Consider the following 18,817-nt stretch of genomic DNA (forward strand, 5'->3'; position numbering starts at 1 on the left):
ACATGACCGAAACGACCTGGTTCGACACGCTGATACAGGTGCTCATCATCGTCGCCCAGAGCCTCGGGCTTCTGGTCGGCCTGCTGATCATCGTCGCCTATGTGCTGCTGGCCGACCGCAAGATCTGGGCGGCGGTGCAGCTGCGTCGCGGCCCCAACGTGGTCGGGCCGTTCGGCCTGTTCCAGTCCTTCGCCGACCTGATCAAGTTCGTGCTGAAGGAGCCGGTCATTCCCGACGGCGCCAACAAGGGCGTGTTCCTGCTCGCGCCCTTCGTCACCTGCCTGCTGGCGCTCGCCGCCTGGGCCGTGGTGCCGATCGACGCGGGCTGGGTGGTGGCCGACATCAATGTCGGCGTGCTCTACATCTTCGCGATTTCCTCGCTCGGCGTGTACGGCACCATCATGGCCGGCTGGGCGTCGAACTCGAAGTACCCGTTCCTGTCGGCGCTGCGCGCGGCGGCACAGATGGTGTCCTATGAGGTCTCCATCGGCTTCGTCATCGTCACCGTGCTGCTGTGCGCCGGCTCGCTGAACCTCTCGGCCATCGTCGAGGCGCAGAACACCTCCTGGGGCATCCTCGGCTGGTACTGGCTGCCGCTGTTCCCGATGTTCGTGATCTTCTTCATCTCGGCGCTGGCCGAGACCAACCGGCCGCCCTTCGACCTCGGCGAAGCGGAATCCGAACTCGTGGCCGGCTTCATGGTGGAGTACGGCTCCACCCCGTACATGATGTTCATGCTCGGCGAGTATGTGGCGATCATGACCATGTGCGCGCTGACCGCCATCCTGTTCATGGGCGGCTGGCTGCCGCCGGTGCCAATCGCGCCCTTCACCTGGGTGCCGGGCATCGTGTGGTTCCTGCTCAAGGTGCTGCTGGTGTTCTTCATGTTCGCCATGGTGAAGGCGATGGTTCCGCGCTACCGCTACGACCAGCTCATGCGGCTCGGCTGGAAGGTGTTCCTGCCGATCTCGCTGGCGATGGTGGTGATCGTGGCCTCCGTCCTGCACTTCACCGGCCTTGCGGCGGCGGGGGGATGAGATGGATGAGGGCACGCTCCACGCCCTGATGGAAGCCTCCGCCGTCGGTTGGGCCGGCGCGGCTGCGGGTGCGGTGTTTGGCGCACTCGAATGGTTCATACTGCCGCGGGTCGTCGAAACCTCGATCCGCGGTTCAAGGGAAGCCCGCAAGCTGAGCGCTGACCAGCTGGCGGGAGTGATTTCATGGTGGAAGACGGCGATCCGCCTCTTCGCCGTTTCGATGCCGCTGGTGGGCTTCGGCCTTGCCGCGGCTCTGGCCGATTGAGGAGAGCGACATGAGATTGGATCTGGCCGCACGCCAGCTGCTGCTCACCGAGTTCGTCTCGGCGTTCTTCCTGGCGATGCGCTATTTCTTCAAGCCGAAGGCGACGATCAACTATCCCTTCGAGAAGAACCCGGTATCGCCGCGTTTCCGTGGCGAGCACGCGCTGCGCCGCTATCCCAACGGGGAAGAGCGCTGCATCGCCTGCAAGCTGTGCGAGGCGATCTGCCCGGCGCAGGCCATCACCATCGAGGCCGGGCCGCGCCGCAATGACGGCACGCGCCGCACCACCCGTTACGACATCGACATGGTGAAGTGCATCTATTGCGGCTTCTGCCAGGAAGCCTGCCCGGTCGATGCCATCGTCGAGGGACCGAACTTCGAGTTCGCCACCGAGACGCGCGAAGAACTCTATTACGACAAGGCCAAGCTGCTCGCGAATGGCGACCGCTGGGAGCGCGAGATCGCGCGCAACATGGCGCTTGACGCGCCGTATCGTTGAGCGCTGGGGGCTGGGAACGTGAAGACCGAAACGATAAGGGCCGCTAGGGCCGTTCGCGCTGCGACCGCCGCAACAGCGGGCGCCGGAATGACTGGGGGGTGCCGGGCATGAGCCTCGCCGCGCTGTTCTTCTATCTCTTCGCCGGGGTCGCCGTGGCCTCGGCCTTCATGGTCATCGCGTCGCGGAACCCGGTCCATTCGGTGCTGTTCCTGATCCTGACCTTCGTCAACGCCTCGGGCCTGTTCATCCTGATCGGCGCCGAATACATCGCGATGCTGCTCATCGTGGTCTATGTCGGCGCGGTCGCGGTGCTGTTCCTCTTCGTCGTCATGATGCTGGACGTGGATTTCGTCGAGCTGCGCCAGGGCTTCCTGCAGTATCTGCCGGTGGGCGTGCTGATCGGCATGGTGTTCCTCGCCGAGCTGGTGCTGGTCGTCGGTTCCTGGACCTTCGGTGCCGGCGTCACCGGCGCGGTCGCTTCCGCCGCGCCCGGCGTGTCGAACGCGGTCGCCATCGGCCGGGTGCTGTACACGGATTACGTCTATTTCTTCCAGGCGGCGGGCTTCATCCTGCTGGTCGCCATGATCGGTGCCATCGTGCTGACGCTCCGCCACAAGGAGAATGTGAAGCGCCAGAGCATTCCGGTCCAGAACGCGCGCACCAAGGCGATGGCGATCGACGTCGTCAAGGTGCCTTCCGGCAAGGGGCTCTGAGCCATGGCGATCGGCCTTCCGCACTATCTGACCGTCGCGGCGATCCTGTTCACGCTCGGCACGCTCGGCATCTTCCTCAACCGGAAGAACGTCATCGTCATCCTGATGTCGGTGGAGCTCATCCTGCTGGCGGTGAACATCAACCTCGTCGCCTTCTCCGTCTTCCTCGGCAACATCGTCGGACAGGTCTTTGCCCTGTTCGTGCTGACGGTCGCCGCCGCCGAGGCCGCCATCGGCCTCGCCATCCTCGTGGTGTTCTACCGCAATCGCGGGTCGATCGCCGTCGAGGACATCAACACCATGAAGGGCTGAGCGGGCTTCATGTACCAGGCGATCGTATTTCTTCCCCTCGTCGGCTTTCTCATCGCCGGCCTGTTCGGCCGGCTGATCGGCGCCCGCGCCTCGGAGCTGGTGACGACAGGTCTGCTGATGATCTCCGCTTTCTTCGCGTGGATCGTGTTCTTCCAGACCGCTTTCGGCGGTCATGACGGCACGGTGGAGCTGTTCACCTGGATGGCGTCGGGCAAGCTCGACGTGACCTGGGCGATCCGCGTCGACACGCTGACGGCGGTGATGCTCATCCTCGTCACCACCGTGTCCTCGCTCGTGCACCTCTACTCCATGGGGTACATGCACGAGGACCCCAGCCGTCCGCGCTTCTTCGCCTATCTCTCGCTGTTCACCTTCGCCATGCTGATGCTGGTGACGAGCGACAACCTCGTGCAGCTGTTCTTCGGCTGGGAGGGCGTCGGCCTCGCTTCCTACCTGCTCATCGGCTTCTGGTACGACAAGCCGTCGGCCTGCGCGGCGGCGATGAAGGCGTTCATCGTCAACCGTGTCGGCGATTTCGGCTTCGCGCTCGGCATCTTCGCCGTCTATCTCATGACCGGCTCGGTGGCCTTCGAGCAGGTCTTCGCGGCCGCGCCCTCGCTGATGGACAAGAACATCCTGTTCCTCGGCCATGAGTGGCACGCGCCGACCGTGATCTGCCTGCTGCTGTTCATCGGCGCCATGGGCAAGTCGGCGCAGCTCGGCCTGCACACCTGGCTGCCCGACGCGATGGAAGGCCCGACCCCGGTCTCGGCGCTCATCCACGCCGCCACCATGGTGACGGCCGGCGTCTTCATGGTGGCGCGCCTGTCGCCGCTGTTCGAGCTGTCGGACACGGCGCTGAACGTGGTGCTGTTCGTTGGCGCCTCCACCGCCTTCTTCGCGGCGACGGTCGGCTGCGTGCAGAACGACATCAAGCGCGTGATCGCCTATTCCACCTGCTCGCAGCTCGGCTACATGTTCGTCGCCCTCGGCACCGGCGCCTATTCCGTTGGCGTGTTCCACCTGCTCACCCACGGCTTCTTCAAGGCTCTGCTGTTCCTTGCCGCCGGCTCGGTCATCCATGCGATGCACCATGAGCAGGACATGCGCCACATGGGCGGCCTGTGGCGGAAGATTCCCTTCACCTACGCCACCATGATGATCGGTGGCCTGGCGCTGACGGGCTTCCCCTTCACCGCCGGCTATTTCTCCAAGGACGCGATCATCGAGACCGCCTTCGTCAGCCACAGCCCCGCCGCCACCTATGCCTGGGTGATGACGGTCGCGGCGGCGGCGCTCACCGCCTTCTACACCTGGCGGCAGATGTTCATGACCTTCCACGGCAAGACGCGCGCGGATCACCACACCTACGACCATGCGCATGAATCGCCGCTGACCATGCTCATCCCGCTCGGCGTGCTCTCGCTCGGCGCGCTGTTCGCCGGCATGATCCTCTACCCGTACTTCGTCGGGCACGATGTCGATCACTTCTTCCGGGAGTCGATCTTCATGGCGTCGGACAACAAGATCCTGGAAGAGATGCATCACATTCCCGGCTGGGCGAAGTGGGCCCCGACGGTGATGATGGCGCTCGGCTTCGCCGTGGCCTACTGGATGTACATCGCCAATACCGCCGTGCCGAAGGCGCTGGCCAAGCAGAACGACGTTCTGTACCGCTTCCTGCTCAACAAGTGGTACTTCGACGAGCTGTATGACTTCCTGTTTGTCCGCCCGACCATGTGGCTCGGCCGCTTCCTGTGGAAGCAGGGCGACATGCGGGTCATCGACGGCTACGGCCCGAACGGCGTCTCGGCCCGCGTCATCGACGTGACCAACCGCGTCGTGCGGCTGCAGACCGGCTATCTCTACCACTATGCGTTCGTGATGCTGGTGGGCGTCGCGGCCCTCATCACCTGGTTCATGTTCGGGGGCGCGCACTGATGTATGAGTGGCCCATTCTCTCCGTCGTCACCTTCCTGCCGCTCGTCGGCGCGCTGCTGATCGTCCTGATGATCCGCGGCGACGATGAGGTCGCCAAGCGCAACGCCCGCTGGGTGGCGCTGTGGGCGACCCTCGTCACCTTCGTCATCTCGCTGCTGCTGCTGGTCGGCTTCGATGCGTCGAACCCGGACTTCCAGTTCACCGAATACCAGCCCTGGCTCGGCGATGTCGCCGCTTACCGCATGGGCGTGGACGGCATTTCGCTGCCCTTCATCGTGCTGACCACGCTCCTGATGCCGATGTGCATCCTCGCGAGCTGGGAGTCGATTCAGCACCGTGTGAAGGAGTACATGATCTGCTTCCTGGTGCTCGAAACGCTGATGATCGGCACCTTCGCGGCGCTGGACCTGCTGCAGTTCTACTTCTTCTTCGAAGGCGGCCTGATCCCGATGTTCCTCATCATCGGCATCTGGGGCGGCAAGCGGCGCATCTACGCGACGTTCAAGTTCTTCCTCTACACGCTCGCCGGCTCGGTGCTGATGATGCTGGCCATCATGGCGATGTACTGGCAGGCTGGCACCACCGACATCACCCAGCTGCTGAGCTTCAACTTCCCCTCGGGGATGCAGCACTGGCTCTGGCTCGCCTTCTTCGCCTCCTTCGCGGTGAAGATGCCGATGTGGCCGGTGCACACCTGGCTGCCCGACGCGCATGTCGAGGCGCCGACCGCCGGCTCGGTCATTCTGGCGGGCATCCTGCTGAAGATGGGCGGCTACGGCCTGCTCCGCTTCTCGCTGCCCATGTTCCCGGAGGCGTCGGCCTATTTCGCCCCCTTCGTCTTCACGCTCTCCGTGATCGCGATCGTCTACACCTCGCTGGTCGCCCTGATGCAGGAGGACATGAAGAAGCTGATCGCCTACTCCTCCGTCGCCCATATGGGCTATGTGACGATGGGCATCTTCACCCTGACCCAGGAAGGCATCCAGGGCGCGGTGTTCCAGATGGTCAGCCACGGCTTCGTCTCGGGCGCGCTGTTCCTGTGCGTCGGCGTGGTCTATGACCGCATGCACACCCGCGAGATTGCCGCCTATGGCGGCCTCGTCTTCCGCATGCCGATCTACGCCACGCTGTTCATGGTGTTCACCATGGCCAATGTCGGCCTGCCGGGCACGTCGGGCTTCATCGGTGAGTTCCTCACCCTGCTCGCCACGTTCGGCCGCAACACCTGGGTCGCCTTCTTCGCCACAACCGGCGTGATCCTCTCGGCGGCCTATGCGCTGTGGCTCTACCGGCGGATCATCTTCGGTCCGCTGGAAAAGGATAGCCTGAAGGGGCTCGGCGACGTGAACGCCCGCGAGATGGCCTCGCTCGTGCCGCTGCTGTTCTTCACCATCCTGTTCGGCGTGTGGCCGCAGCCGATCCTCGACGCCTGCAATGTCGCGGTGAACGCGATTGTTGCCCGCGCCGACATCGCCGTCGGCGCCGTCAAGGCCGCCGCGCTGGTGCTGCCTTGATCCGACCCATGACCATCGCGGAGCCCGTCCAATGACCCTCTCCCTCGCCGCGCTCGGCCCCGCGCTGCCCGAACTGCTGCTGGCGCTGTCCGCGCTGGCGCTGCTCATGCTCGGCGCCTTCGCCGGGCCGAAGTCGACCGACACGGTGAACGGGCTGGCGCTCGCCGCCCTGTTCGGCGCGCTGGTTTTGGTGCTGATCGGCCCCGCCGATGCGACGCTGTTCAACGGCGCCTTCCAGGTCGACGCGTTCGGCCGCTTCATGAAGGTGCTGGCGCTGATCGGCGCCGGCGGCACGCTGGCCATGTCGGTGGACTGGCTGAAGATCGAGAAGCAGGACCGCTTCGAGTACCCGGTTCTGGTGCTGCTCTCGACCCTCGGCATGATGGTGCTGATCTCGGCCGGCGATCTGATCGCGCTCTATATGGGCCTCGAACTGATGAGCCTCGCGCTATACGTGATCGCCGCCAATAACCGCGATTCCGTGCGCTCCACCGAGGCGGGCCTGAAGTATTTCGTGCTCGGCGCGCTCTCCTCCGGCATGCTGCTGTACGGCGCCTCGCTGATCTATGGCTTCACCGGCTCGGTGAATTTCGCCCAGATCGCCCAGGCGGCGCGCGAGCCTTCGCTCGGGCTGATCTTCGGCATCGTGTTCACCTTCGCGGGCCTGTGCTTCAAGGTCTCGGCCGTGCCGTTCCACATGTGGACGCCGGACGTGTACGAAGGCGCGCCGGCGCCCGTCACCGCCTTCTTCGCCTCGGCGCCGAAGGTGGCGGCCATGGCGGTGTTCGTGCGCTTCGCCATGGAGGCGCTGCCCAACGTCGCGCATCAGTGGCAGCAGATCATCGTCTTCGTCTCCATCGCCTCGATGGCGCTCGGCTCCTTCGCCGCCATCGGCCAGCGCAACTTCAAGCGCCTGATGGCCTATTCCTCCATTGGCCATATGGGCTTCGCGCTGGTCGGCCTCGCCGCCGGCACGCAGCAGGGCGTCCAGGGCGTGCTGGTCTACATGGCGGTCTATCTCGTCATGACGCTCGGCACCTTCGCCTGCATCCTGTCGATGCGGCGCAAGGACGGCATGGTCGAGAGCTATGACGAACTCGCCGGTCTCGCCCGCACCAGCCCGGTGAAGGCGTTCATGCTGGCGGTGCTGATGTTCTCGCTCGCCGGCATTCCGCCGCTCGCCGGCTTCCTCGCCAAGTACTACGTGTTCCTGGCGGCGATCGAGGCCGGGCTGTACACGCTCGCCGTCATCGGCGTGCTCACCAGCGTGGTCGGCGCGTTCTACTATCTGCGCATCGTCAAGATCATGTATTTCGACGAGCCGGCGGCGGCCTTCGAGCCCATGCGCTCGGAACCGCGGGTGGTGCTCGCCATTTCCGGCACCTTCACCCTGCTGTTCTTCGTCTATCCCGCGCCGCTCATCGCGGCGGCGGCGGCGGCGGCCCGGGCGCTCTTCTGAGAATGGCGCCCACGCCGGTCGCGACGCCGGTCGTCCGTTTCGACACCGTCGGTTCGACAAACGAAGCCGCGCTCGCCCAAGTGGGCGGCGCGGCGCCCTGCTGGTTTGTCGCCGCGCGGCAGACCGGCGGACGCGGCCGGCGCGGCCGCCCCTGGGCGTCCGAGCCCGGAAATCTCTACGCCTCGCTGCTGCTGGTGGATGCCGCGCCGGCGGCCCGCCAGCCGGAGCTCTGCTTCGTCGCCGCGCTCGCGCTCTATGATGCCGTGCGCGCCGTCACCGGCATCGACCCGCTGCGCATCGGCCTCAAATGGCCCAATGACGTGATGATTGACGGCGCCAAGCTGGCCGGAATCCTGCTAGAGGGCACGGTGGCGCCTGGCGGGCGGGCCGCGACGGTGATTGGCTTCGGTGTCAATTGCGCGCACCATCCCGCCGACACGCCCTATCCCACCACGGACCTCGCGGCCGCCGGCTATCCCACCGATCCGCCGGCACTGCTGGCCGCGCTCGATGCGTCGATGGCGGCGCGGCTGGCGGAATGGGCACGGGGCGCCGGCTTCGCCGCGACGCGCGACGCCTGGCTGCGCCGCGCCAGCGGCCTCGGCAAGGCGATGACGGCACGGCTTGGCAGCCGGGAGGTTGCGGGAGTATTCGAGGCACTCGATTTTTCGGGCGCCATGGTGCTGCGCCGCAGTGACGGTGTGCGCGAGACGATCAGCGCCGGCGACGTGTTTCCCACGCCTGCCGCGCCAGTGTGAAAGGCAGGAATGTGAGCAAGTGGCCGGACGAACTGGTCTTCGCCCCCCTCGGTGGGGTCGGCGAGATCGGTATGAATCTCGGGCTGTATGGTCTGGGGCCACGCAACCGGCGCAAATGGCTCGCGGTCGATCTCGGCATCTCCTTCGCGCCGCCGGAAGTGCCGGGCATCGACATCATCATGCCCGATGTCGGCTTTCTCGAACGTGAGGCGGATGCCGGCAACCTCGCCGGCCTCGTCATCACCCACGGGCACGAGGACCATATCGGCGCGCTGGTGGATCTGTGGCCGCGTCTCGGCTGCACCGTCTACACCACGCCCTTCACCCACGCGCTGGCGGAGGCGCGGCGCCTCGGCGAGCCGGGGGCGCCGAAGATTCCCTTCCACATCGTGCCCACGGGCGGGCGGACGAAGATCGGCCCGTTCGACGTGGAATTCGTGCCGGTCGCGCATTCCATTCCCGACAGCCATTCGCTGGCCATCCGCACCCCGCTCGGGCTGGTGGTGCACACGGGCGACTGGAAGATCGACCCGACCCCGGTGGTCGGCAATGTCACCGATCCCGCGCGCTTCACCGCGCTGGGCGATGAGGGCGTGCGGGCGATCATCTGCGATTCCACCAATGCCATTCGCGACGGCATCTCGCCCTCGGAAGTGGATGTGCAGGCCGCGCTGCACGATCTGATCGCCGCCGCGCCGCACCGTGTGGCGGTGACGACCTTCGCCTCCAATGTCGCCCGCATTCGCTCCATCGCCGAGGCGGCGGTGAAGGCCGGGCGCGAGGTGGTGCTGGTTGGGCGGGCGATGGAACGGGTGATCGGCGTGGCGCGCGAGCAGCACATGCTCGACGGGCTGCCGCCCTTCCGCCCGGTCGATGCCTATGGCTTCCTGCCGCGCGACAAGGTGGTCGCCATCCTCACCGGCAGCCAGGGCGAGCCGCGCGCGGCGCTGGCGCGCATCGCCGATGACGACCATCCTGATATCGCCTTGTCGCCGGGCGATCATGTGATCTTCTCGTCGCGCACCATTCCCGGCAATGAGCGGGCGGTGAACCGCATCATCAACGCGCTGGTGCTGCAGGGCATCAAGGTCATCACCGACCGCGACGGGCTTGTGCATGTGTCCGGCCATCCGCGCCGGGGCGAGCTGGAGCAGATGTACAAATGGCTGCGCCCGCAAGTGGCGGTGCCGGTGCATGGCGAGCCGCTGCATCTGTCCGAGCATGCCGAGCTTGCCCGCCGCATGGGCGCGCGCGAGGTGATAAGGCTGGTGGATGGCGATGTGGTGCGCCTCATCAGCGCCGATCCCTCGCTGGGCGCGGAGGTGATCGAGGAGATTCCCTCCGGCCGTCTGTATAAGGACGGGCAGGTGCTGGTCGGCGCCGAGGACCCGGCGATTTCCGAGCGCCGGCGGCTGTCCTTCAGCGGGCTGGTCTCGGTCGCCATCGCCATGTCGTCCAAGGGCGAGGTGGTCGGCGATCCCATGATCGACCTCTCCGGCCTGCCGCGCCTCGGCATTGGCGGCACGCCGCTCGATGAGGTGGTTGAGGACGCCGTGCTGAACTGCCTCGACGGCCTGCCCAAGCCGCGCCGGCGCGACCCGGACGCGGTCGCGGAATCGGTGACGCGCGCGGTGCGCGCCCAGATCAACGCTGCCTGGGGCAAGAAGCCGCTCTGCCATGTGCTTGTGATCACGGTATGACAGGCGGGCCGGGAGCCGGCGGGCGCGGGAGGTGAGCCTTTCCCGTGCCGCCGGCGTATCCCCGGTGCCGGCGCGTCCGCGCGGCGGAACGGGGAGGGGACTTGCATGATCGGCCGTCTGAACCACGTCGCCATCGCCGTGCCGGATCTCGATGCCGCGATCACCACCTATCGCGACACGCTCGGCGGCGTGGTGTCCGGCATCACGCCGCAGCCGGAGCATGGGGTGAACACGGTGTTCGTCACCCTGCCCAACACCAAGGTGGAACTGCTCGGCGCGCTCGGGGAGAACTCGCCCATCGCGAAGTTCCTCGAACGCAATCCGGAAGGCGGCATTCATCATCTCTGCTACGAGGTCGAGGACATCCTCGCCGCCCGCGACCGCCTGCTGGCGGCGGGGGCGCGGGTGCTGGGCTCGGGCGAGCCGCGCCTCGGCGCGCATGGCAAGCCGGTGCTGTTCCTCCACCCCAAGGATTTTCTCGGCACGCTGGTCGAGCTGGAACAGGCGTGAGGCGGCACAATGGGCGTCGGCACCTATATCGCGATCTATTTCATCGTCTGGTGGGTGGTGATCTTCACCGTCCTGCCCTTCGGCGTGCGCTCCCAGCATGAGGACGGCGCGGTCGAGGACGGCACCGAGCCGGGCGCGCCGCAGCAGCCGATGCTGCTGCGCAAGGCACTGGCGACGACGGTGATCTCCGCCATTCTCGTGCTGATCTTCGCCTGGCTGGTGGAGACGGACCGGCTGAATTCCGACATGCTGCCCATGCCGTTCCCGCTCTATCAGGCCAAATAGACGGCGCGCTGCCGGCAAAAAGGCAAAAAAAGAGGCGGGACCGAAGTCCCGCCTTCCTTGTCTGGCCGCCCGCACCTGATTCCGCGCCGTTTCGACGTCTGCCAGGGGGCTTTCTTAGCCGTCATTCCTCCCGAGACCTGGACCGATCAGCACGCTCCTCAAAGCGTTCAGCGGACCTCTTTCTAGAGGCCGGCACTCTAGCAAAATTTAGAACCTTGTCATCCTTGCGTCGCAATACGATTATGGTGCGTTGCAACAAAAATGGGCGCGGATCGGGCATCAAGCCTTAAGTTGAGGCAGTCTTTGCGCCATTCGCCCGCGTCCATGGGGCAAGGGCTTGTGTTTTGTGAGGCGATCCGGTTTCACTCCGCCATCGCCGCCACGCAGCCGATCCCGGCCGAATCGTGAGTTTCCGCTGATGCGCCTTTCCCGCTACTTCCTTCCCATCCTCCGCGAAGTCCCGAAGGAAGCGGAAATCGTCTCGCACCGCTTCATGCTGCGCGCCGGCATGATCCGGCAGGAGAGCGCTGGCATCTATGCGTGGCTGCCGCTGGGCAAGCGCGTACTCGACAAGATCTGCAACATCATCCGCGAGGAGCAGAACCGCTCCGGCGCCATCGAGATCATGATGCCGACCATCCAGTCGGCCGATCTCTGGCGCGAAAGCGGGCGCTATGACGACTATGGCAAGGAGATGCTCCGCATCAAGGACCGGCATGAGCGCGACATGCTCTACGGGCCGACCAATGAGGAGATGCTGACCGAGATCGTCCGCGCCTATGTGAAGTCCTACAAGGACCTGCCGCTGAACCTCTACCACATCCAGTGGAAGTTCCGCGACGAGGTGCGCCCGCGCTTCGGCGTCATGCGCTCGCGCGAGTTCCTGATGAAGGACGCCTATTCCATCGACCTCGACTTCGAGAACGCGGTCGTCGCCTATAACCGCATGTTCGTCGCCTATCTGCGGACCTTTGCCCGGCTCGGGCTGAAGGCGATTCCCATGGTGGCCGACACCGGCCCGATCGGCGGCAATCACAGCCATGAGTTCATCATCCTCGCCTCGACCGGCGAGAGCCAGGTGTTCTGCCATGCCGACTATCTCGACATGGCCACGCCGGAGGCGGGCGTCGACTTCCGCAATCCCGCCGGCCTGCAAGACATCGTGAACCGCTGGACCAGCCTTTATGCGGCCACGGAAGAGAAGCATGACGAAGAGGCCTTCGCGGCGATTCCCGAGGAACAGCGGGTCTCGGCGCGCGGCATCGAGGTGGGTCACATCTTCTATTTCGGCACCAAATATTCCGAGCCGATGGGCGCCAAGGTGACGGGCCCCGATGGCGTGGAGACGCCCGTGCATATGGGCTCCTACGGCATCGGCCCCTCCCGTCTCGTCGCCGCCATCATCGAGGCGTCGCATGACGAGAACGGCATCATCTGGCCGGAGGCCATCGCGCCGTTCCGCGTCGGGCTGCTCAACCTCAAGGTCGGTGATGCGGCGACGGACGAGGCCTGCGAGGCGATCTATGCCGAGCTGACCGCGCGCGGCGTCGATGTGCTCTATGACGACACGGCGGAGCGGCCCGGCTCGAAATTCGCCACCGCCGACCTGATCGGCCTTCCCTGGCAGATCATCGTCGGGCCAAAGGGGCTGGCGGCCGGTACGGTGGAGCTGAAGCGGCGGGCGGATGGTTCGCGCGAGACGCTGACCATCCCGGCGGCGCTGGAGCGGATCATCGGTTGAGTTGAGGGCGCGCGCCGGCCGATCAAGGCCGGGCGAGGGGCGGAGCAGGCATGGCGGCCAAGAGCGCAGCGCGTCGGACCAAGGCAGCGAAGACCGCGTCGGCGAGTGCCGGCGCGGAGCCCACGGGCTCCAGGCCGTTCAGCGCCTTCGAGTGGATGCTGTCGCTGCGCTATCTGCGCGCGCGCCGCAAGGAAGGCTTCATCTCGGTCATCGCCGGCTTCTCCTTCCTCGGCATCATGCTCGGCGTGGCGACGCTCATCATCGTCATGGCGGTCATGAACGGCTTCCGCACCGAGCTGCTGTCGAAGATCCTCGGGCTGAACGGCCATATGCTGGTGCAGTCGGCCGGCGGGCCGCTGACCGACTACGAAGAAGTCGCCAAGCGCATTGCCGGCGTGCCGGGGGTGAAGCTCGCCGTGCCGCTGGTGGAAGGGCAGGCGCTGGCCTCCTCCGCCTTCGGAGCGGGCGGCGTGCTGGTGCGCGGCCTCTCCGAGGCCAGCCTGCGGGCGCTGCCCGCCATCGGTTCCAATATCAAGGCCGGGACGCTGGACGGCTTCGACGAGGGATCCGGCGTCGCCATCGGCGCGGGCCTCGCCAAGCAGCTCTCGCTGCAGGCCGGCGACAATCTCACCCTTGTCGCCCCGCGCGGCGCGGTCACGCCCATGGGCACGACGCCGCGCATCAAGGTCTACAAGATCGCGGCGGTGTTCGAGATCGGCATGTCGGAATATGACAGCGCCTTCGTGTTCATGCCGCTGGCGGAGAGCCAGGCCTATTTCAACAGGGATGGCGATGTGACCGCCATCGAGGTCTATATCGACAAGCCGGACGAGGTGGACCGCTACCGAGCCTTGCTGCAGGAGGCGGTGGAACGGCCGATCTACATCGTCGACTGGAAGCAGCGGAACGCCACCTTCTTCAACGCGCTGCAGGTGGAGCGGAACGTGATGTTCCTGATCCTGACGCTGATCGTGGTGGTGGCGGCCTTCAACATCGTCTCCGGCCTCAACATGCTGGTGAAGGACAAGGGGCGCGATATCGGCATTCTGCGCACCATGGGCGCCACCAGCGGGGCGATCATGCGCATCTTCCTCGTCACCGGCGCCGCCATCGGCGTGGTCGGCACGCTGGCGGGTTTTTTGCTCGGGCTCATCGTCTGCCTCAATGTCGAGGAGATCCGTCAGTTCATCTCCTGGCTGACCTCAACCGAGCTGTTCTCGCCGGAACTCTATTATCTCAGCCGCCTGCCGGCCGAGCTGAACGCCGGCGAAACCGCCACCGTGGTGCTGATGGCGCTCATCCTGTCCCTTCTCGCCCCGCTCTACCCGTCCTGGCGCGCCGCGCGCCTCGATCCGGTGGAAGCGCTGCGCTACGAATAGGAGGGCGCCATGTCGACCGCTCACCCCAAGGCCGCGCTGCGGCTTGAGAGCATCGAACGCCGCTATGCCCAGGGCGAGGGCACGCTGGAAATTCTGCGCGGTACCAATTTCACCGTGATGGAAGGCCAGTCCGTTGCGCTGGTCGCCCCTTCCGGCACCGGCAAGTCCACCCTGCTGCATATCGCCGGCCTGTTGGAACATCAGGACGCCGGCGAGGTGTTCATCGGCGATACCGGCACCGCCGGCCTGTCGGACGCCGAGCGCACCCGCATCCGCCGCGTCGATGTCGGCTTCGTCTACCAGTTCCACCATCTGCTGCCCGAATTCTCCGCGCAGGAGAATGTGATGCTGCCGCAGATGATCCGCGGCCTGCCGCGCCGGGAGGCGGCGCAGCGGGCGAAGGAACTGCTCAGCTATCTCGGCCTCGGCAAGCGGCTGGAACACCGGCCGGGCGAGCTTTCCGGCGGCGAGCAGCAGCGCGTCGCCATCGCCCGCGCCGTCGCCAACGCCCCGCGCGTGTTGCTGGCCGACGAGCCGACCGGCAATCTCGACCCGCACACCGCCGACCATGTGTTTCACGCGCTGTCGCAGCTGGTGGAGGCGACGGGGCTCGCGGCGGTCATCGCCACCCATAATCTCGACCTCGCCGACCGCATGCACCGCCGGGTGACGTTGCGCGAGGGGCAGGTGGTGGAACTCGCCTGAGGCGGGGGCACCCCAAGCGGGCAACGTAGCCCTGAGGCGCGCAACGTCATCGGTTACGCGCTACGTCATCCTGAGGTGCCCGGCAGCGCCGGGCCTCGAAGGATGAAGGCTTAGTGCAGCCTAATCGCCCAGCCCCGCATCACGTACGGCGATTCGGCGCGAGGGCGTCGGGGGCGTTTTCGTTTCGTCAACCATGAACGGGAACGAAAGAAGAACATGGCTTGATCATGTGGATTGCGGGCGTCATGTTCTCTCTATGTTCCAGGGAGGTCGACATGATCCGCGTTCTCGTACAGGAAGCCGCCGCTCTCGCGTCCATCGCACTGTTCGTCGCCATGATCGGCCTGTGGGCCGGGGTGATCACCGGGGTTTGAGGCGCGATTACCCGGTCGCGCCTGAGGACAGCGGGGAGGAGCCGCCCGCAAAGGTGGACGCCGCCGGCGGCGATGCCCACCATAGCGAGTTTCGAGTCGCAGGAGGGATGTGAGATGGCGCAAGCTGATGTCGGGTTCGTGCATCTGCATGTTCATTCCTCCTTCTCCCTGCTGGAAGGCGCGCTCAGCATCGGCAAGCTCGCCGATCTCGCCAAGAAGGACCGCCAGCCCGCCATCGCCCTCACCGACACCGGCAATCTGTTCGGCGCGCTGGAATTCTCGGAAAAGATGGCCGGCGCCGGCATCCAGCCGATTCTCGGCTGCGCCGTGGCGGTGGATTTTCCCGGCACGGCCCCCCGCGGCCCCGCCGGGCAGGAGCGCCCGCGCATCGTCCTGCTCGCGATGAACGAGGAGGGGTGGACGAACCTCATGGAGCTGGTGTCGCGCTCCTTCCTCGACACCGCCGCCGACGGCGCCCCCCACATCAAGGTGGACTGGCTGGAAGGCCGCGCCGCCGGTCTCATCGCTCTCACTGGCGGTCCCATCGGCCCCATCGACCGCGCTTTGGCGGCCGGCAGCGCCGACCATGCGGAACAGCGGCTGGCGACGCTCCACAGCCTGTTCGGCGACCGGCTTTACGTAGAAATTCAACGCCATGGCGTCGCCGAGGAGCGCCGGGTCGAGCCGGCGCTGATCGAACTCGCCTACCGCCTCGATTTGCCGCTGGTGGCGACCAACGAGCCGTTCTTCGCCGCCCAGGACGACTACGAGGCCCACGACGCATTGATTTGCATCGCCGAAGGCCGTCTCGTCGCCGAGCCCGACCGGCGCCAACTCACCCCCGAGCACCGGTTCCGCACCCGCGCGGAAATGGCGGACCTGTTCGCTGATCTCCCGGAAGCCCTTGCCAACACGGTGGAAATCGCCCAGCGCTGCGCCTATCGCCCGCGCACGGTGAAGCCCATTCTGCCGCGCTTCACTCTCGACCGCGACGAGGCGGAGGAGTTGCGGCTGCAGGCGGAAGAGGGGCTGCGCAATCGCCTGGCGATCCACGGGCCGACGGAAGGTCTGACGGTCGCGGATTATGAAGCGCGACTGGCTTTCGAGCTCGGTATCATCGAGCGGATGAAGTTTCCCGGCTACTTCCTCATCGTGTCGGACTTCATCAAATGGGCCAAGGCGCAGGGAATTCCGGTCGGTCCGGGCCGTGGCTCGGGCGCGGGCTCGCTGGTCGCCTATTCGCTGACCATCACCGATCTCGACCCGCTGCGCTTCGGCCTGCTGTTCGAACGCTTCCTCAATCCCGAACGCGTGTCGATGCCCGACTTCGACATCGACTTCTGCCAGGAGCGCCGCGACGAGGTGATCCGCTACGTCCAGCAGCGCTACGGCCGCGATCAGGTGGCGCAGATCATCACCTTCGGTACGTTGCAGGCGCGCGGCGTGCTGCGCGATGTCGGCCGGGTGCTGGAAATGCCCTATGGCCAGGTCGACAAGCTGTGCAAGCTGGTGCCGCAGAACCCGGCCAATCCGGTGACGCTGAAGCAGGCGATCACCGACGAGCCGCGCCTGCAGGGCGAAAGCGACTCCAACCCGGTGGTCAAGCGCGCCTTCGATATCGCCACCCGGCTGGAAGGGCTCAACCGCCACGCCTCGACCCATGCCGCTGGTATCGTCATAGGCGACCGGCCGCTGGCGCGACTGGTCCCGCTCTACCGAGACCCGCGCTCGGACATGCCGGTCACCCAGTATAACATGAAATGGGTGGAGCAAGCCGGGCTGGTGAAGTTCGACTTCCTCGGCCTCAAGACCCTCACCGTCCTGCAAACCGCCGTCCGTCTGGTCGCCCAGCGGGGAATCACCCTCGACCTGTCGACGATTCCGCTCGACGATAAAAAGACTTACGACATGCTGACGCGCGGCGAGACGGTCGGCGTGTTCCAGGTGGAAAGCGCCGGCATGCGGCGGGCGCTGGTCGACATGAAGCCGGACCGGCTGGAGGACATCATCGCCCTCGTCGCCCTGTACCGGCCGGGCCCGATGGCCAATATCCCGGTCTATTGCGCGGTGAAGAACGGGCAGGAAAAGGCGGCTTATGCGCATCCCGCGCTGGAAGCCAGCCTGAAGGAGACCTACGGCGTCATCATCTACCAGGAACAGGTGATGCAGATCGCGCAGACGCTCTCGGGCTATTCGCTGGGCGAAGCCGACCTGCTGCGCCGCGCCATGGGCAAGAAGATCCGCGCCGAAATGGACAAGCAGCGCGAGCGCTTCGTCAGTGGTGCGGTGGAGCGGGGCGTGCCGAAGGCGAAGGCGTCGGAGATTTTCGACCTGCTCGCCAAATTTGCCGATTACGGCTTTAACAAGAGCCACGCGGCCGCCTATGCGCTGGTGTCCTACCAGACCGCCTATATGAAGGCGAACTACCCGACCGAGTTCCTCGCCGCCTCCATGACGCTCGACATGGGCAATACCGACAAGCTCGCGGAATTCCGGCAGGAATCGCAGCGGCTCGGCATCGAGGTCGTGCCGCCCTCGGTGAATCACTCCGGGCGCGACTTCGCCGTGAAGGACGGACGCATTCTCTATGCGCTGGCGGCGATAAAGGGGGTCGGTGGGCACTCGGTCGACGCCATCGTCGAGGCGCGGGGCGCGCGCCCCTTCACCAGCCTCGCCGACTTCGCCTCGCGCATCAACGCCAAGGCGCTGAACAAGCGGACGATGGAAAGCCTGGTCAATGCCGGGGCGTTCGATGCGCTGGAGAAGAACCGCGCCCGGGCCTCGGCGGCGATCGACTGCATGCTCGCCCATGCGGCATCGGTCGGGGCTGAGGTGGCATCGGGGCAGGGCAATATGTTCGGCGGGCCGTCGGTCGCGGCGGAACTGCCGATTCCCAGCGCCGCGCCGTGGCTGCCGGCCGAGAAGCTCCAGCGCGAATACGACGCCATCGGCTTCTTCCTCACCGGCCACCCGCTGGACGATTACGGCAAGGCACTGGACCGGCTGCGGGTGCAGCGCTGGACCGATTTCACGCGTTCGGTGCGGGCCGGCTCCATGGCCGGGCGCCTTGCTGCCACGGTGGTAAGCCGGCAGGAGCGCCGGACCAAGACCGGCAACAAGATGGGCATTGTCGGCCTTTCCGACCCTTCCGGGCAGTTCGAAGCGGTGCTGTTCTCTGAAGCGCTGGCGCAGTACCGGGAGTTGCTTGAGCCGGGCAAGGCCGTGCTGCTGCAGGTGTCGGCGGAACTGCAGGGCGAGGATGTGCGCGCGCGTATCCAGACCGTGGAGCCGCTCGACCAGGCGGCCTCGAAAATGCAGAAGGGGATGCGCGTTTTCCTGCGCTCGCCCGAGCCTCTGGAAAGCGTCGCCACCCGGCTCGGTTCGCTTGGCGGCGGCCGAGGGGATGGCGAGGTATCGCTGGTGCTTCTGCTCGGTGAGCGCGGCGATACGGAGGTGGAGGTGAAGCTCCCCGGCCGCTTCAGCCTGTCGCCGCAGATCGCCGGCGCTCTGAAGGCGGTGCCCGGTGTCGAAATGGTCGAGATGGCGTAACGCCGCCGCGCCGGCGCCGGTAAGACGCCTGCATCGGCAAGCGGGCCCCGGTCAGCGCTCCCTATAGTTCCGCCTC

16 protein-coding genes are annotated in these 18,817 nt (G+C 66.1%); all 16 read left to right on the forward strand.

Annotation, left to right across the window (positions count from 1 at the left end; genetic code table 11):
- Positions 1 to 2 precede the first annotated feature (2 nt).
- Positions 3 to 1,037 carry an NADH-quinone oxidoreductase subunit NuoH gene (gene nuoH / locus K9D25_RS14885; protein ID WP_244376393.1) on the forward strand — a complete coding sequence of 345 codons (1,035 nt, stop codon included), beginning with the start codon at positions 3 to 5 and terminating at the stop codon, positions 1,035 to 1,037.
- A 1-nt stretch (position 1,038) separates the two neighbouring features.
- Positions 1,039 to 1,302 carry a hypothetical protein gene (locus K9D25_RS14890; protein WP_244376394.1) on the forward strand — a complete coding sequence of 88 codons (264 nt, stop codon included), beginning with the start codon at positions 1,039 to 1,041 and terminating at the stop codon, positions 1,300 to 1,302.
- A 10-nt stretch (positions 1,303 to 1,312) separates the two neighbouring features.
- The gene (nuoI, locus tag K9D25_RS14895) at positions 1,313 to 1,801 is read left to right on the forward strand and encodes an NADH-quinone oxidoreductase subunit NuoI (RefSeq protein ID WP_018963955.1); all 489 of its coding nucleotides are present in this window, start codon (positions 1,313 to 1,315) and stop codon (positions 1,799 to 1,801) included.
- A gap of 107 nt (positions 1,802 to 1,908) precedes the next feature.
- Positions 1,909 to 2,514, forward strand: coding sequence for an NADH-quinone oxidoreductase subunit J (locus K9D25_RS14900; protein WP_244376395.1), 606 nt, complete (start codon positions 1,909 to 1,911; stop codon positions 2,512 to 2,514).
- Positions 2,515 to 2,517: 3 nt separating this feature from the next.
- Positions 2,518 to 2,826 (forward strand): NADH-quinone oxidoreductase subunit NuoK, encoded by a 309-nt coding sequence (nuoK, locus tag K9D25_RS14905; protein ID WP_244376396.1) that lies wholly within the window; start codon positions 2,518 to 2,520, stop codon positions 2,824 to 2,826.
- Between the two features lie 9 nt (positions 2,827 to 2,835).
- On the forward strand, positions 2,836 to 4,767 hold the full coding sequence (gene nuoL / locus K9D25_RS14910) for an NADH-quinone oxidoreductase subunit L (RefSeq protein WP_244376397.1): 1,932 nt from the start codon (positions 2,836 to 2,838) through the stop codon (positions 4,765 to 4,767).
- A complete protein-coding gene (locus K9D25_RS14915; RefSeq protein WP_244376398.1) occupies positions 4,767 to 6,281 on the forward strand; it encodes an NADH-quinone oxidoreductase subunit M in 1,515 nt (504 codons plus the stop codon). Before nuoL ends, K9D25_RS14915 begins: the two co-directional genes overlap by 1 nt.
- A gap of 31 nt (positions 6,282 to 6,312) precedes the next feature.
- Positions 6,313 to 7,740: an NADH-quinone oxidoreductase subunit NuoN gene (nuoN, locus tag K9D25_RS14920; RefSeq protein ID WP_244376399.1), complete on the forward strand. Its 1,428-nt coding sequence runs from the start codon at positions 6,313 to 6,315 to the stop codon at positions 7,738 to 7,740.
- A 2-nt stretch (positions 7,741 to 7,742) separates the two neighbouring features.
- Positions 7,743 to 8,498 (forward strand): biotin--[acetyl-CoA-carboxylase] ligase, encoded by a 756-nt coding sequence (locus K9D25_RS14925; RefSeq protein WP_244376400.1) that lies wholly within the window; start codon positions 7,743 to 7,745, stop codon positions 8,496 to 8,498.
- A gap of 71 nt (positions 8,499 to 8,569) precedes the next feature.
- Complete coding sequence (locus K9D25_RS14930; RefSeq protein ID WP_432207948.1) at positions 8,570 to 10,198, forward strand: ribonuclease J; 1,629 nt, start codon at positions 8,570 to 8,572, stop codon at positions 10,196 to 10,198.
- Positions 10,199 to 10,303: 105 nt separating this feature from the next.
- Positions 10,304 to 10,708, forward strand: a complete 405-nt coding sequence (gene mce, locus K9D25_RS14935; protein WP_244376402.1) for a methylmalonyl-CoA epimerase — start codon at positions 10,304 to 10,306, stop codon at positions 10,706 to 10,708.
- A 9-nt stretch (positions 10,709 to 10,717) separates the two neighbouring features.
- Entirely contained in the window at positions 10,718 to 10,993 is a 276-nt protein-coding gene (locus tag K9D25_RS14940; RefSeq protein ID WP_244376403.1) for a DUF1467 family protein, read from the forward strand.
- A 418-nt stretch (positions 10,994 to 11,411) separates the two neighbouring features.
- Positions 11,412 to 12,734 (forward strand): proline--tRNA ligase, encoded by a 1,323-nt coding sequence (proS, locus tag K9D25_RS14945; RefSeq protein ID WP_244376404.1) that lies wholly within the window; start codon positions 11,412 to 11,414, stop codon positions 12,732 to 12,734.
- A gap of 155 nt (positions 12,735 to 12,889) precedes the next feature.
- Positions 12,890 to 14,113, forward strand: coding sequence for a lipoprotein-releasing ABC transporter permease subunit (locus tag K9D25_RS14950; RefSeq protein ID WP_244450886.1), 1,224 nt, complete (start codon positions 12,890 to 12,892; stop codon positions 14,111 to 14,113).
- 9 nt (positions 14,114 to 14,122) lie between these two features.
- On the forward strand, positions 14,123 to 14,818 hold the full coding sequence (locus K9D25_RS14955) for an ABC transporter ATP-binding protein (RefSeq protein WP_244376405.1): 696 nt from the start codon (positions 14,123 to 14,125) through the stop codon (positions 14,816 to 14,818).
- Positions 14,819 to 15,306: 488 nt separating this feature from the next.
- The gene (dnaE, locus tag K9D25_RS14960; protein ID WP_244376406.1) at positions 15,307 to 18,741 is read left to right on the forward strand and encodes a DNA polymerase III subunit alpha; all 3,435 of its coding nucleotides are present in this window, start codon (positions 15,307 to 15,309) and stop codon (positions 18,739 to 18,741) included.
- Positions 18,742 to 18,817: the final 76 nt, after the last annotated feature.

It is taken from the genome of Ancylobacter polymorphus, assembly GCF_022836935.1.
In the GTDB taxonomy this organism is placed as follows: Bacteria; Pseudomonadota; Alphaproteobacteria; order Rhizobiales; family Xanthobacteraceae; genus Ancylobacter; species Ancylobacter polymorphus_A.